The sequence below is a fragment of the Achromobacter sp. DMS1 genome (assembly GCF_001270295.1).
In genome coordinates, this window is the sequence record NZ_LHSJ01000088.1 from 21,550 (window position 1) to 36,574 (window position 15,025).

General features: G+C 68.3%; 12 protein-coding genes and 2 pseudogenes. 2 read left to right on the top strand and 12 right to left on the bottom strand.

The window, feature by feature from the left end; all coding sequences use genetic code 11:
* A partial coding sequence (locus tag AD428_RS12330; RefSeq protein ID WP_082308381.1) for an AAA family ATPase occupies positions 1–2,717 on the bottom strand: 2,717 nt, incomplete at its 3' end.
* Positions 2,718–3,068: 351 nt separating this feature from the next.
* Here AD428_RS12330 and AD428_RS12335 point away from each other — a divergent pair.
* Positions 3,069–3,308: a hypothetical protein gene (locus AD428_RS12335; protein ID WP_053245358.1), complete on the top strand. Its 240-nt coding sequence runs from the start codon at positions 3,069–3,071 to the stop codon at positions 3,306–3,308.
* Between the two features lie 30 nt (positions 3,309–3,338).
* Here AD428_RS12335 and AD428_RS12340 read toward each other — a convergent pair whose 3' ends face one another.
* The 11 genes and pseudogenes from AD428_RS12340 to AD428_RS12385 form a co-directional block, all read right to left on the bottom strand.
* Positions 3,339–3,968 carry a helix-turn-helix domain-containing protein gene (locus AD428_RS12340; RefSeq protein ID WP_053245357.1) on the bottom strand — a complete coding sequence of 210 codons (630 nt, stop codon included), beginning with the start codon at positions 3,966–3,968 and terminating at the stop codon, positions 3,339–3,341.
* Positions 3,969–4,065: 97 nt separating this feature from the next.
* Positions 4,066–5,514 carry an N-acyl-D-amino-acid deacylase family protein gene (locus AD428_RS12345; protein ID WP_053245356.1) on the bottom strand — a complete coding sequence of 483 codons (1,449 nt, stop codon included), beginning with the start codon at positions 5,512–5,514 and terminating at the stop codon, positions 4,066–4,068.
* Positions 5,515–5,541: 27 nt separating this feature from the next.
* A complete protein-coding gene (locus AD428_RS12350) occupies positions 5,542–6,510 on the bottom strand; it encodes an ABC transporter ATP-binding protein (RefSeq protein ID WP_053245359.1) in 969 nt (322 codons plus the stop codon).
* A gap of 7 nt (positions 6,511–6,517) precedes the next feature.
* Entirely contained in the window at positions 6,518–7,516 is a 999-nt protein-coding gene (locus AD428_RS12355; RefSeq protein WP_053245354.1) for an ABC transporter ATP-binding protein, read from the bottom strand.
* A gap of 8 nt (positions 7,517–7,524) precedes the next feature.
* Positions 7,525–8,385, bottom strand: a complete 861-nt coding sequence (locus AD428_RS12360; RefSeq protein ID WP_369798750.1) for an ABC transporter permease — start codon at positions 8,383–8,385, stop codon at positions 7,525–7,527.
* Between the two features lie 25 nt (positions 8,386–8,410).
* On the bottom strand, positions 8,411–9,346 hold the full coding sequence (locus tag AD428_RS12365; RefSeq protein WP_152968068.1) for an ABC transporter permease: 936 nt from the start codon (positions 9,344–9,346) through the stop codon (positions 8,411–8,413).
* A gap of 26 nt (positions 9,347–9,372) precedes the next feature.
* The gene (locus tag AD428_RS12370; RefSeq protein WP_053245363.1) at positions 9,373–10,938 is read right to left on the bottom strand and encodes an ABC transporter substrate-binding protein; all 1,566 of its coding nucleotides are present in this window, start codon (positions 10,936–10,938) and stop codon (positions 9,373–9,375) included.
* Positions 10,939–10,993: 55 nt separating this feature from the next.
* A complete protein-coding gene (locus AD428_RS12375) occupies positions 10,994–12,454 on the bottom strand; it encodes a M81 family metallopeptidase (protein ID WP_053245360.1) in 1,461 nt (486 codons plus the stop codon).
* A 48-nt stretch (positions 12,455–12,502) separates the two neighbouring features.
* Positions 12,503–12,880: a RidA family protein gene (locus tag AD428_RS12380; RefSeq protein ID WP_053245361.1), complete on the bottom strand. Its 378-nt coding sequence runs from the start codon at positions 12,878–12,880 to the stop codon at positions 12,503–12,505.
* 128 nt (positions 12,881–13,008) lie between these two features.
* Positions 13,009–13,202, bottom strand: a pseudogene (locus AD428_RS29505) (fimbria/pilus outer membrane usher protein); the annotation flags it as partial.
* Between the two features lie 15 nt (positions 13,203–13,217).
* Positions 13,218–13,676 (bottom strand): annotated as a pseudogene (locus AD428_RS12385) (muconate cycloisomerase); the annotation flags it as partial.
* A 304-nt stretch (positions 13,677–13,980) separates the two neighbouring features.
* Between AD428_RS12385 and AD428_RS12390 the strand changes: the two are divergent.
* The coding region (locus AD428_RS12390) for an NAD(P)/FAD-dependent oxidoreductase (protein WP_053245362.1) at positions 13,981–15,025 on the top strand (1,045 nt) is incomplete at its 3' end.

Here is a 15,025-nt window from a genome sequence, read left to right on the forward strand (position 1 = left end):
CTGCGGTCCAGGCTGTTGCCCGCGGCCCTGGCGGCCGGCTTGGGCCGCTCCATGCGCTTGAACGTGACGGCCCCGGCGGCGCTGTCGTAGCCCACCCGCACGCGGTCTCCGGATTTGACCTCGTCGCTCAGGATCTCCTTGGCCAGCCGCGTCTCCACTTCCTGCCGCACCTGCCGCCGCAGCTCGCGCGCGCCGAACTCGGGCTGGTAGCCCACCTCGGCCAGGTGCGCCACCAGGCTCTCGTCGACGTCCAGCTCGATGTCCTGCGCGGCGGCGGTGCGCTTCAGGCGTTCGATCTGGATCTCCACGATGGCGCGGATGTTCTCCTTGGACAGGGAATGGAAAACAATGATCTCGTCGATGCGGTTCAGGAACTCGGGCCGGAAATGGCCTTTCAGCACCTGCATCAGCTCGTCGCGGATCGCTTTTTCGTCCTTGCGCGAGGCTTCGGGCCTGCCGGCGTTGTCCATGATGATGGCGCTGCCCAGATTGCTGGTGGCGATCAGGATGGTGTTGCTGAAGTCCACCACGCGCCCCTTGCCGTCGGTAAGCCGGCCGTCGTCGAAGACCTGCAGCAGCACGTTGTACACGTCCGGATGCGCTTTCTCGATCTCGTCGAGCAGAATCACGCTGTAGGGACGGCGGCGCACGCGCTCGGTAAGCTGGCCGCCCTCTTCGTAGCCCACGTATCCCGGCGGCGCGCCGATGAGCCGCGCCACCGCGTGGCGCTCCATGTACTCCGACATGTCGATGCGGATGATGGCCTGCTCGTCGCCGAACACGCTCTCGGCCAGCGCCTTGGCGAGTTCCGTCTTGCCCACGCCCGTGGGCCCCAGGAACAGAAAGGTCGCGATCGGCCGGTGCGCCTGGCCCAGCCCGGCGCGCGACAGGCGCACGGCATCGCTCACCGCCGTCACGGCGTCTTCCTGGCCCACCACGCGCTCGCGCAGCTTCTCTTCCATCTTGAGCAGCTTCTGCCGTTCTTCCTGCGTCAGCTCGGACACCGGAATGCCGGTCAGGCGCGACACCACCTCGGCCACCGACGCCACGGTGACTTCCAGCGTTTCCGTGCCCGTCTTGCGCTTCCAGGCTTCGATCTGCTCGTCCAGGCGCTTCTGCTTCTCGGCGATGCGCTCCTCGAACTGCTTGGCCTCGTCGAAACGCTTGCGCGACGACGCGTAATCCTGCTCGCGCTTGAGCTGGGCCACTTCGGCCTCCAGCTCCTGGATCCCGGCGGGGCGGGACGTGGCGCCGATGCGCACGCGCGCCGCGGCCTGGTCGATGAGGTCGATGGCCTTGTCGGGCAGGAAGCGCGAGGTGATGAAACGGTCGGCCAGTTCGGCTGCCGCCACGAACGCGTCGTCGGAGAACGTGACCTGGTGGTGCGCCTCCAGGCTGTCGCGCAGCCCGCGCAGGATCACGATGGTCTGCTCCACCGTGGGCTCGGCCACCAGCACCGGCTGGAAGCGCCGCTCCAGCGCCGCATCCTTCTCGATGTACTTCTGGTACTCGTTGAGCGTGGTCGCGCCGATCAGGCTCAGCTCGCCGCGCGCCAGCGCCGGCTTGAGCACGTTGGCGATGTCCAGGCCGCCCTCGCCTCCGCCCTGGCCCGCGCCCACGATGGTGTGCAGCTCGTCGATGAAGAGAATCAGCTCGTCGTGCTTGGCCGTCACCTCGTCGATCATCTGCTTGGCGCGTTCCTCGAACTCGCCGCGGTACTTGGCCCCCGCCACCATGGAATTGATATTCACCTCCACCAGCCGCTTGCCGCGCAGCACCTCGGGCACATCGCCGTTCACGATGCGCTGCGCCAGGCCCTCGACGATGGCGGTCTTGCCCACGCCCGGCTCGCCGATGAGCACGGGGTTGTTCTTCTTGCGCCGCGCCAGCACCTCGATGGTGTTCTCGATTTCCTGCGCGCGGCCCAGCACCGGGTCCAGCTTGCCCTGGCGCGCCAGCGCGGTCAGGTCGCGGCCGAACTTGTCCAGGTTGGGCGTGCCCGTCGGCGTATCCACCCGGCCGTCCTCCGCCCCCTTGCCCACGATCTTCACCACTTTCTGCCGCAGGGCCTCCGGCGTGATGCCGTACTTCTTGAGCAGCGTGCCCGCCAGGCTGTCGGGCACCGCGGCCAGGCCGATCAGCAGATGCTCCGGCCCCACGTAGGAATGGCCCAGGTCGCGCGAGGCCTGGAAGGCGAACTGGAAGGCTTTCTTCAGGCGCGGCGACACCGTCATCTTCGCCGTGTCTTCGTCCTGCGCATCGCCCTCTTTGGCATGCGCATCGATGTAGCCCTTGATGTCCTGCGGCGAGATGTTCAGGTCTTTGAACAGGGCGGCGCACACGTCGGCATCGGCGAGCACGTAGAGCACGTGCTCGGTGTCCAGTTCGCGGCGGTGCAGTTCGTGCGCCTTCTCCGCGGCGCGCTGCAGCAGCTCCAGCGTCTGCTCGCTGAACGCATCGGTGGCGTCGACCGATTCGCGCGGCACCGCCGCCGACAGCGCCGGCTCTTCGCCGTCCTCCGCCCCCATCTGGCCGAAGAACCGCGACAGCCCGCCCGCGCCCAGCAGCGAATCGAAGGGGTTGAGCGCGCTCTGGTGCCGCATCAGCTGGCGGTAGTGGAAATCGCAGATGGACAGGGTCTTGGGGTGGCCGTTCTCGACCACGGTCACACGGGCCATGGCGGGCCGGGCGTGGCATATATCGCATAGCGTAGGCATTTCGATTGCCTCCTTCTGCTGGCGGTTGATATCCGCAGATCCCGGAAAGCCTGGCGCCGCCCTGCCCCGGGGCTCATGTCCTGGTCTTCATGCTCGCTGCTTTGTCGTGCCTGTGTCGTGCCTGTGTCTCGACCGGGGTGTTGCCTGCTGCCCGGCTGCGCCGCGGCGCAAGCAGTCATTCTAGGGAGTAACGCAAAGGAAGGGAACGCGAAAACCGCCGATGGGGCTCATCGGAAAGCGCCTCCGGCCGCCGTTCCCGGAGGCCCGCAAAACATTGTTTCGAAATCGCGCCGCGCGCGGATGCCGAGGCCGGCTTATCCTGGATTTCCCCCACACCGCCGGGAGACTGCCATGCCGCAACCCTCGTCCCCTTCCGCCGCCTCCCCGCCGGCGCAGCAGGAATTCGATCTCTACCTCAACCTCGCCAAGCCCACGCTGGGCCTGTACACCCCCAAGGGCGCCGGCCTGCCCGATCTGGCCCATCCCCGGGAATGGCGGTTCTCGGGCCACATCTGGCAAAGCGAACTCGCGCCCGCGCTGCTGAAGGAACTGCAGGAAAACGGGCACGCCTTTCAGGAGCTGGGCGGATAGCCCAAGGCTGAACGCGCCGGGGCGGGTTCCCTAGAGCGGCTTGGGTATGGGCAGCGCCTCGGCGTCGCTGCACACCGCAAGCACTTCGGCGGGCTTCTTGCTCAGCGAAAGATAGACGTGGCCCATGCCGCTGTCGAAATACGCCGACTCGTGGCGGTTGAGCACCACGCTCTCGCCGTTCTCGAACTGGATGCGCACCTTGCCGGACAGCACCACCACGAACTCATGGCCGGGGTGGCGGATGTAGTCCTCGAACTCGGCCACATCGCGCGCGTCGATAGTGCCCCACATGGGGATCATCTTCTTGCTCGGATACTCGCCCATCAGCAGGCGGTAGTGGTAGTTCTCGGTCACGTAGTCGCGGGCGTCGGCCAGGCTGTTCTTCACGAAGGTCGGCGCCACCTGCGCCGGGTCGCCTTCACCCGCCATGAACAGGCGCGTCATGTCGATGCGCAGGGCCCGCGCCAGGGCCGCGAACTTCTCGTAGCTCAGGGCGATCTGCCCCAGCTCCGCCTTGGACAGCGTGGAGACGGCGATACCGGAGGCGGCCGACAGGGCCTGCAACGTCATCTTCCGCGCCTTGCGCTCCCTGCGCAGGCGCGCGCCCATTTCTTCCTTGCCTACGATCGCGGGAGGAACGGATTTGGCGGCAGCGGCCATGTGGGGTGTCGTCAGAAGATGTGGGTCGGGTTGGGCGGGCCGGGCCCCGCCGTCGGCAGATTGTAGCGTTGCGGAACGGGTCGGGCCCGGCGGGCGTTCATTGCGCATGCCGGCCGAGCACGCGGCCCGGATGCCGGCCGGTATGGGCCTGCTCGCGCCAGACCGGCTCGCCGTTGACGTATACCGAGTGGATGCCCGCCGCGCGGGCGGTGGGCTGCTCGAAGGTAGCGGTATCCGCGATACGCGCCGGGTCGAACACCACCAGGTCCGCGTAGCATTCCGGCAGGATCCGGCCGCGCCCGGCCAGCCCGAACCTGGCCGCCGTCAGCCCGGTCATCTTCCATACCGCGGTTTCGAGCGGAAACAGGCCCAGGTCGCGCGAATAGTGGCCCAGCACCCGGGGGAAGGTGCCCCACAGGCGCGGATGCGGCCGTTCGTCGTGCGGCAGGCCGTCGGAACCTATCATCGTCGGCCCGAAGGCCAGGATGCGCTGCACGTCGCCCTCGTCCATCATGAAATAGATCGCGCCGGCCGGCTGCAGCTCGTCTATCACGTCGAACTTGGACTTGCCACGCTCGGTCGCCACTTCGTCCAGATCGCGGCCCGCCAGCCCGGGAAAGGGCTTGCACCAGGTGATGAGCACGCGCCCGGCCAGCAGCACCTTGTCCTTCTTCAGCATGGTGGATCCGGCCACATAAGGGTAGGCGTCCAGCGAAACCTGCTGCTCGGCCATGGCGCGCTCGATGAGCGCCAGCGTCTCGCGCGAGCGTCCGAAGTTGGGCTGGCCCGCCAGCTTGTGGTGCGAAATCACCACGGGCACGCCGAGTTCGCGGCCGATGCGGAACGTCTCTTCCAGCGCGCCGACGATGTGTTCGCTCTCGTCGCGCATGTGGGTGGCATAGATGCCGCCATGCTCGGCCAGCGGCCGGCAGACCTCGATGATCTCCTCGGTGGTGGCGTGCGCGGCCGGCGGGTAGAAAGTGCCGGTGGATATGCCGATGGCGCCGCTGGACAGCGCCTCGCCGGCCAGGGCGCGCATGGCGTCGATCTCGGCCGCCGTGGCGCTGCGCTGCAGCTCCGGCATGACCGCCGCCCGCAGGGTGGAGTGACCCACCATGCAGGCCGCGTTGACGGCCGCGGGCGCGGCGCGCAGCGCGTCGAGATACGCCGAAAAGCGCGTAAAGCGGTACGAGCCGCCCTCGTCCAGCAAGTCCAGCGGCGCGGGTGGCGAAGCGTGCGCCAGCGGCGCCAGGCTGATGCCGCAGTTGCCGGTGACGACGGTGGTCACGCCCTGCGAGATCTTGGGCGCCATGTCGCGGCGCCTGAGCAGATAGTTGTCGTCGTGCGTATGCGAGTCGATGAAGCCCGGCGCCACCACCATGCCCGTCACGTCGATGCGCTGGCCGGCGGGCACGCCGGCCAGGTCGCCCACGGCGGCCACGCGGTCGCCGCGCACGCCCACGTCGGCAACGCGGCCCGGCGTATTGCCGCCGTCGATGACGGTGCCGCCGGCCAGCACATAGTCCAGGGTCAGGGAATCGGGCATGGCGTTCTCCGTGTAAAGGGGTCGGACTCAGGCGAAATGGCAGGCCACCTGCTGCCCGGGCGCGATGGTTCTGGGCAGCGGCGTCTCCCGGGCGCAGCGCGCTTCGGCCCGCGGACAACGCGTGCGGAAGGCGCAGCCCGAAGGCGGCGAGAGCGGGCTGGGAATTTCGCCCTGGAGCACCTGCGCGGGCCGGCGCTCGCGCGCCGAGGGCGCCGAAGCCATGAGGGCGCGCGTGTACGGGTGGGCGGGCCGGCCGAAGATGGCTTCGCGGCTGCCGGACTCGACGATACGGCCCAGGTACATGACCGCGACATGGTGGCTGATGTGCCTGACCACGCTCAGGTCGTGCGAGATGAAGACATAGGTCAGCCCCAGGTCGCGCTGCAGGTCCATCAGCAGATTGATGACCTGGGCCTGCACCGAGACGTCCAGCGCCGACACGGGCTCGTCGCACACGATGAGCCCGGGATCCAGCGCCAGGGCGCGCGCGATCACGATGCGCTGGCGCTGCCCGCCCGAGAATTCGTGCGGATAGCGGTCGGCGGCGTCGGGCCGCAGGCTGACGCGGGCCAGCAGCCCGGCCACCCGCTCGCGTATGGCCGTCTTGCCATGGCCGAAATTGCGCAGCGGCTCGCCCACGATGTCGCGCACGCGCATGCGCGGATTCATGGACGAAAAGGGATCCTGGAAAATGAACTGCATGCGGCGCCGCATGGCGCGCAGCTCGCGGCGGTCCATCTCGGCCAGGTCGCGCCCTTCCAGCAGGATGCGGCCTTCGGTGGGATCGGTCAGGCGGACCAGGCACTTGCCGGTCGTGGACTTGCCGCAGCCGGATTCGCCGACCAGGCCCAGCGTGTGGCCGCGCGGCACCGACAACGATACGCCGTCCACGGCGCGCAGCACCTTGCCGTCTTCCAGCGCGTAGTGCTTCTTCAGGCCGATGACCTGCAAAAGCGGCGAGGCCGCGTTCGGGGTGTCCGGAATGGGAGTGTCCATAGGGTTCTCAGGCAATCTCGGCGGTTTGCGCCGCCCGCGCCCAGCACCAGCTCCGATGCCGTACGCCCGCGTCCACGGCGGGCGGCGCTTGCCGCGCGCAACGGTCCATGGCCTGGGGACAGCGGGCGGCAAACGCGCAGCCCCGCGACTCGGGCGTGATGACGGGCACGATGCCCGGCAGCTCGGCCAGGCGGGCGGTATGGTCCTGCCCGTCCACGAATGCGGGCAGCGAACGGATCAGGGCCTGGGTGTAGGGATGCTGCGGGCGGTCCAGCACGTCGTCCACGCTGCCCTCTTCGACCTTGCGGCCGGCATACATGACGACGACGCGCTGGCACATCTGCGCCACCACGCCCAGGTCATGGGTGATGAGGACGATGGCCGTGCCCAGCCGGGCCTGGATGCCGCGCAGCAGGTGCAGGATCTGCGCCTGGATGGTGACGTCCAGCGCCGTGGTCGGCTCGTCGGCGATCAGCACCTTGGGCTCGCAGGCCAGCGCCATGGCGATCATCGCGCGCTGCCGCATGCCGCCCGACAACTGGTAGGGGTACTCGCGCACGCGCCGGCCGGGGTCGGAGATCTGCACCAGCTCCAGCAGCGCCTCGGCCTGCTTCAGGGCCTCGCGCCACGACATGCCCTGGTGCAGCATCAGCGACTCGCCGATCTGCCGCCCGATGGTGAACACCGGGTTCAGCGAGGTCATGGGCTCCTGGAAGATCATGGAAAGCCGATTGCCGCGGATGGCGCGCATGGCCTTCTCGGACAGCGCCAGCAGGTCGCGGCCGTCGAACTCGATGCTGCCGCCGGCGATGCGGCCCGGCGCGCGCAACAGCCGCATGATGGACAGCGACGTCACGCTCTTGCCGCAGCCGGACTCGCCCACCAGGCCCAGGGTCTCGCCCGGCATGAGGTCGAAGGACAGGCCGTCGACGGCCACCACCGTGGTTTCTTCGCCCTCGAAACAGGTGCGCAGGTCGCGCACGCGCAGGACGGGTTGGGTCTGCATGGCTTTCCCTAGAGTTTGCGAGCCAGGCGCGGGTCGAGCATATCGCGCAGGCCGTCGCCCACGAGATTGACGGCCAGCACGGCCGCGCCCAGGAACAGGCCCGGATACAGAATGATGTGAAAAGCCACCGCCACGAAATTGCGGCCCTCGGCCATGATGTTGCCCCAGCTCGGCGTCTGCGGCGGAATGCCGACGCCCAGGAAACTGAGCACCGCTTCGGTCAGGATGGCCGAGGCCGCAATGAAGGTAGCCTGCACCATGAGCGGCGCGAACAGGTTGGGCAGGATGTGCCGCCACAGAATGACGGGCACGGGCGTGCCGCAGGTCACCGCCGCCTCGATATAGGGCTGCTCGCGCAGCGCGAGCACCAGCGCGCGGACCAGCCGCACCACGCGTGGGATTTCGGGAATGACGATGGCCACGATGACGGTGCCGAGCCCGCCTTTCAGGGTGGCCATGAGGGCGATGGCCAGCAACACGCCCGGAATCGCCATCAGGCCGTCCATGATGCGCATGATGAACGCATCGACGCGGCGGAAGTAGCCCGCCAGCATGCCCAGCGCCACGCCGGCGGCAGTGGCCGCCAGCGCGACCACGGCGCCCACGACGAGCGAGACGCGAGCGCCCCAGACGGTGCGCGAATACACGTCGCGCCCCAGCGCGTCGGTGCCGAAGAAATGCGCGGCCGACGGCGGCTTCATGCGGGTCAGCGGATCGATGTCCTGGGGATCCATGGCCGCCAGCCACGGCGCGGCCAGGGCGGCCAGCGTCAGCAGCGCCAGGATGGCCGTACCCACGCAGAGCGTGGGATGGCGCTTGAGGGCCCGCAGCGCGCGCCGGCCGGCAGGCCGCTTCACGGGCAGGAACAGGGAGGATGCGGTCACGGCGGTTCTCTCAATAGCGGATGCGAGGGTCGAAGAGCCGGTAGCTCAGGTCGACCAGCAGGTTGATCAGGACATAGATGCCGGAAGCCACCAGCAGCACGCCCTGGATCACGGGATAGTCGTGGCGCAGCACCGCGTCCACGGTCAGCCGGCCCAGGCCGGGAATGGCGAATACCGTCTCGGTGACCACCACGCCGCCGATCAGCAGCGCCACGCCCACGCCGATGGTGGTGACAATGGGATTGGCCGCGTTCTTCAGCGCGTGCCAGACCACCGGGCCGGGCGCCAGGCCCTTGGCGCGCGCCGTGCGGATATAGTCCTCCGACAAGGCTTCCAGCATGGTGGTGCGCGTCATGCGCGTGAGCAGGGCCATGTAGACCAGGCCCAGCGACAGGCAGGGCAGAACCAGGTGACGCAGATACGGGACGGCGCCCTCGGAAAGCGGGCGGTAGCCCTGCACCGGCAGCCAGCCCAGCTTGATCGAAAAGCCGTACACCAGGCTGTAGCCGATGAGGAAGACCGGCACCGAGAACGCGCAGACCGAAACCAGCATGACCAGCCGGTCGAGCCAGCGTCCGGCATGCCAGGCCGCCAGCACGCCCAGGGGGATGGCGGCCAGCACCGCGAACAGCATGGTGAAGGCCGCGATCGAAAAGGTGGGGCCCAGCCGCTGGCCGATGAGCCGGGACACCGGCATCTGGGTGGCGATGGAGGTGCCCAGGTCCCCCTGGGCGATATTGGCGACCCAGATGCCGAACTGCCGCGGCAGGGGCTGGTCCAGCCCCAGGTTGCGGCGGATCTTCTCGACGTCTTCCGCGGTGGCGTTGTCGCCCGCGATCACCGCCGCCGGATCGCCCGGCGACAGGTGGATCAGCAGGAACACGACCACCGCCACCACGGCCATAACCGGCACGACCGCCGCAATGCGGCGCAATAGGGTTTTCACGCTCGTTTCCCCCCGGCGCGGCCGCCTTACGGCTTCTCGATGTTCCACATGACCGGAATGCCGGTCTTGAGCAGCTCGGTGTGCGACAGCCCGCGCGTGGCCGATACCGGCTTGAACTCGCCCCACATCGCATAGGGCACGGTCTGGTAGGCGCGCTCCTGCAGCCGGGTGGCGAGCTCCTTGCGCCTGGCGGCGTCGGTTTCGCGTATCCAGGCGGTGCGCAGCTCGTCCATTTCCTTGTCGCAGGGCCAGCCCGGCAGGCTGTTGCCGCAGGCGGCCGACAGCCAGGGGTTGGTCACCGGCGTGCTGGCGTCGTAATAGCCGCCCCAGGTCAGGAAGAGGTTCCAGCCGCCTTGCGCGGGCGGATCTTTTTTCAGGCGGCGCGCGGCGAGCGAAGCCCAGTCCATGGATTGCAGGTCCACGTTCACGCCGGCCTTCTTCAGGTTCTGCGACAGCACCATGACGGCCGGCGCGCTCAGGTGGTCGGAGGGGTAGAGCAGCACCACCTTCTCGCCCTTGTAGCCGGCTTCCTGCAGCAACTGTCTGGCGCGCGCGAAGTCCTGCCTGGCGTAGGGCGCCGCTCCCGCGTCGGTCGCCAGGGGCGATCCGCAGATGTAGAGCGTGGGGCAGTAGTCTTCGCGGTACTTCTCGGAATAGCCCATGGCGGCGATCATCTGCTTCTGCGAGATCACGTAGTAGATCGCCTGGCGCGCCCGCGCGTCGTTGAAGGGCGGATACAGCGCGTTGATGACCACCATGCCTTGCGAGGCCACCGAGGTTCCCAGCTTGATGTCGCTGTTGGACTCCAGCACCGGCAGGAAGTCCGGCGCCACCTGCTCGAGCATGTCCACCTCGCCGTTCATGAGCGCGGCGGTCGCGGTGTTGCCGTCGGGAATGTAGACCCACTCCACGCGGTCGACCTTCACGTTCTTGCCGCCGGCCAGCCCGTCGGCCGGCTCCTTGCGCGGCGCGTAGGCGGGATTCTTCACATAGACCACCTTGTTGCCCGGCACCCATTCGTCGCGCTTGAAGAGAAAGGGCCCCGAGCCCACCATCTCGGTCACGGGGGTATTCGGGTCGGTGGCGGCCAGCCGCTTGGGCATGATGAAGGGCGGCAGGCCCGAAGGCTTGGACAGGGCCTCCAGCACCAGGCCGAAGGGCTCCTTCAGTGTCAGCGTGAAACTGTCGGCGCCCGTGGCGGCCAGTTGCGCGCCCGCCGCCATCATCGCCTGGCCCAGGGTGTCCTTCTTGGCCCAGCGCTGGAGGGAGGCGACGCAATCCTCGGCGGTCACCGGCGCGCCGTCGCTGAACTTCAGGCCCGGGCGCAGCGTGAAGCGCCACTGCCTGCCGTCTTCCGACACTTTCCAGGTATCGACCATCTGCGGCCGGGGCTGTCCCTTGCTGTCCTGGGCGAACAGCATGTCGAACACCATATAGCCGTGGTTGCGCGTGATATAGGCGGTATTGAAAAGCGGGTCCAGCGTCTTCAGGTCGGCGTGCGGCACCAGCCGCAAGGTCTTGCCCTGCGCCATGGCCCCCGAACTCGCCGCCAGGAGCGCCGCCGCCGCGAGCAGGCTGAAACGTCGAATCATGGTCATCCCCTTGTGAAAAGCGTGTTGTGCGCGCCCTGTGTCGAGCCCGTTCGCGTCAGGCCGCGGCGGAGCCGGCCGCGAGCGGCCACTTCGGCAACCGGACCTTGCGATAGGGCAAGGCGTTGTAGTCCTGCGTGATGGCCCCTGGCGTCTCCACGTAGATCACGTGCTTGCCGACCTTGGAATAAGCGGCATAGAAATGCTGCGAGGACTTCACGACGATGAGGCGCATGGCCCCCAGGTCCACGCCGAACTGCGTGAAGAGATCGGTGCCCATGGCCTGGACCCGATAGCTGGTGAGCACCAGGGTCACGCCCCGCGTGCGCAGCAGCGCCGTATCTCCCAGCGCCGCCGGCGTGCCGGCCAGGCCCGTCATCTCGGCGTCGCGCTTGAGCGCGAGCACCTCGACATCCAGGTCCAGCGGCAGGCCCGACACCGGCGCGACCTTGCCGCCGACGCGCAACTGCACCCGCGCGCCCTCGCCGGCCTCGAAGCACAATTGCACGGCCACCGGGTCCCAGAACGGCCCGATGGCCACGTCCTCGATGCCGCGCGCCAGCACGCGCTCCAAGATGAAGGTCGAATCGCTGGGCGCGCCGCCGCCGGCGTTGTCCGCCGAATCGGCCAGCACCACCGGAAATCCGCCATGGGCCAGCGCCTGGTCCAGCGCGGCGTCGACGGCGGGGTACGGCGGCGCGAGCCGGTCGCGGAAACCGATGATCTCCTCGCCCAGTGAGCGCGCCAGGCTTGCGGCCCGGGCGGCGTCGCCGTCGGTGTACACGAGCACCTTGGCGCCCATGTCGGGCGTGTCTCCCCAGGGAAAGCCGTGGGCGATCGACACCGACAGCACGCCGTCCCTGCCCTCCATGGCCAGCAGGCGGTCGACAAAGCCGCGCATGGGCTCGCGGCTGGTGTGCATGATGGAAATCATCTGGCAATCGAACACGGCGTGCGCGGGCCGGATGCGGCCTTCCGCCTTGGCCACGCACAGGTCCACCAGGTCGTAGGCCCGGTCCAGGATGTCGGTGTGCGGGTATTCCTTGAAACAGACCAGGAAATCGGCCGCCTCGACCATGGCGTCGGTCAGGTGGCAATGCGGATCCAGCTCGGCGCCGATGACGGTGTCCGGACCGACGATCTCGCGCGCGCGGCGCAGCAGGTCGCCCTCGCAATCGTCATAGCCGTCGGCCACCATGGCGCCATGCAGCCCGAACAGCGCGATATCCACGGGGCCGGCGCGGCGCAAGTCGTTCAGCAGCTCTTCGCGCAGCGTCTCGTAGGCATGGCGCGTGGTCGGGCCCGCCGGCATCGCGCCGGCCACCATGCCCTCGATCAGTTGCCAGTCCTTGCCCTGGGCGCGCTGGCGCGCCGCCCACAGCGGGCCGGAAAACATCTGCATCCGGTCGGGATGCTGCCCGGCCGGAAAATAGCCGCGCGCCTTGTAGGCCGCCAGCCCGGTCGGGATGGGAGAAAACGTATTGGTTTCGGTCGCCAGCGACCCGGAGAAAATTTTCATGCCGCCCCTCCAATGGAATGCTGCACAAGCGCGCGCCGCGCGCAGGATCTAGGCTTGGCCGCCCACCCAGGCCTGGACTTCGATTTCCACGTCCACGTCCATGGCCAGCCGGGCCTGCACGGTGGAGCGCGACGGAAAATCCTGCGTGAAATGGCTGCGATACGCCTCGTTGAAATCGGCGAACAGCGCCAGGTCCGACAGCCAGACCGTCACGCGCACCACATCGTCCAGGCCGGCTCCGGCCAGGGCCAGGGTTTCCTTGATGCGCGCGATGGCCGCGTGGGTCTGCTCGCCGATGGCGCCGCGCACCACCTGGCCGTCGGCATCCATCGGAATCTGGCCCGACAGGAACAGAAATCCGCCGGCGCGCGTGGCGCGCGAGAACGGCAGCGGCAGGGAACCGGGATAACGGGTAATGGCGCTCATGGCTCTCTCGCGATATCTGTCGATAAAGAAAATCTCAGCGCAGCCGGCCCGGCCGCAGGGCGTCGGCATCCACGCCATGCTCCCGCATCCAGGCCGGCAAGGGCCGGCCCGCGGCCAGCGCGGCGGCNCGGTAGCCTTGCGTGGAGTAGCGGTAGGCCGCCAGGGTGAAGTTGGTGGCCGTCTCGGTGAAGGTCTTGGTGTACAGCGCCCGCACGCTTTGGCCCTGCCGCGTCTCGCCCAGCATGCGGGCTGCGGGAATGCGTGGCGTCGAGCGACATCGCGCCGATCGGCGTGTTGGCGCCCACGCCCAGGTTGAGCGCATAGTACGAATCCGACGCTCGGCGATGTCGCGTGCCGTATCGCCCGAGGCCAGCGTCCACGCGACGGGCAGCCGGTCGCGGCGCCGGCCGCCCAGCAGTTCGCTGACGGGCACGCCCAGGCGCTTGCCGTGCGCATCCAGCAGGGCCGTCTCCAGCGCGCTCTTGGCGAAATGATTGACCTTGACCAGCTTGCCCAGGTAATCCATCAGCGCCTGGATGCGGCAGGCATCCCGGCCGATCATGGCGGGCGCGAAGTAGGCGTCGATCGCCAGCTTCATGGCTTCAGGGCTTTCCGGGCCGTAGGCCATACCGGCAATCGTGGTGCCCTCGCCGACGCCGACCACGCCGTCGCTGCAGAACACTTTCACCAGCATCAGCGTCTGGCCGTGCATCGTCGCGACGGACAATTTGTGCGGCCTGATCGTCGGAAGATCGATCAGGGAGGTTTCGATGCGTTCGATGGTTGCTGCGGACATGTCTCAAGCGGCGAAGTGGAAGGTTGCTGCCTGCATTTATAGGGTTGCCGCGATTCCAGCGTCCAATACTTTATGGGTTGCATTCATACCTGAAAGGTATGAGTTGGAAAGAGAGCCGCATTGGGAAGAGGTGAAAAAATCCATACTTTTCATGCATTTTCGGCCGTGGAGCCGAAGCCGGACGCCACGCCGCCGGGCCCGCGCGGCGCAGTGCGGTCAGTAGAACTCCCTATTACCCGGGTTGGCGCGATTGTTTATCGTATTCGAGAATTATCAAATAATAGAATTCTCGCATCGGATAAAAATGAGCAGCGACCCGCTATTCGACTACGCGGTGATCGGCGCCGGCATCGCCGGCGCCTCGGCGGCCTACCGCCTGAGCGAACACGCCGCCGTGGCGGTGCTGGAGCGCGAGGCGCAGCCCGGCTACCACGCCACCGGCCGGTCGGCCGCGATGTTCATGGAAACCTATGGCACACCGCAGATCCGCGCGCTGACGCGGGCCAGCCGGCGTTTCTACGAGCACCCGCCCCACGGTTTCACGGAGCATCCGCTGCTGTATCCGCGCGGCGTGCTCTATGTGGCCACGACCGAGCAGCGCGGCCTGCTGGACGAGACGTATGAAGAATTCTCCCGGCAGTCGGCCAATGTGCGCCTGGTCGAGCCGCGGGAGGCGGCCCGGCGCGTGCCCTGCCTGCGGGCCGGCCGCCTGTGCGGCGCGCTGGAAGAGCCCGATGCCCGGGATATCGACGTGCATGCCCTGCATCAGGGCTTTCTGCGCGGCATGCGGGAGCGGGGCGCCGTGTTGCGCAATGGCGCGGGGCTGACCGCGGCCCGGCGCGACGGCGGCGTCTGGACGCTTGCGCTTTCCGACGGCGCCGTGGTGCGGGCCCGCGCCGTGGTCAATGCCGCCGGCGCCTGGGCCGACCACGTGGCCTCGGTGTGCGGCGCGGCGCCCGTGGGCCTGCAGCCGCGCCGCCGCACCGCCTTTACCTTCAGCGGTCCGGCCGATGTGGATTTTTCGGATTGGCCCGCCGTGGTGGGGGTGGACGAGAGTTTCTATTTCAAGCCCGATGCGGGGCAGCTGCTGGGTTCCCCGGCCAACGCCGATCCGGTGGAGCCGCACGACGTCGTGCCCGAGGAGCTGGACGTCGCAACCGGCATTTATCGCATCGAGGAAGCGACCTCGCTGAGCATACGCCGTCCCCGGCATGCCTGGGCGGGCCTGCGCTCGTTCGTGCGCGACGGCGATTTCGTGGTGGGGTGGGACGAGCGGGCCGACGGCTTCTTCTGGCTGGCCGCGCAAGGCGGCTACGGTATCCAGACCGCCGCGGCCACGTCCGAGCTGG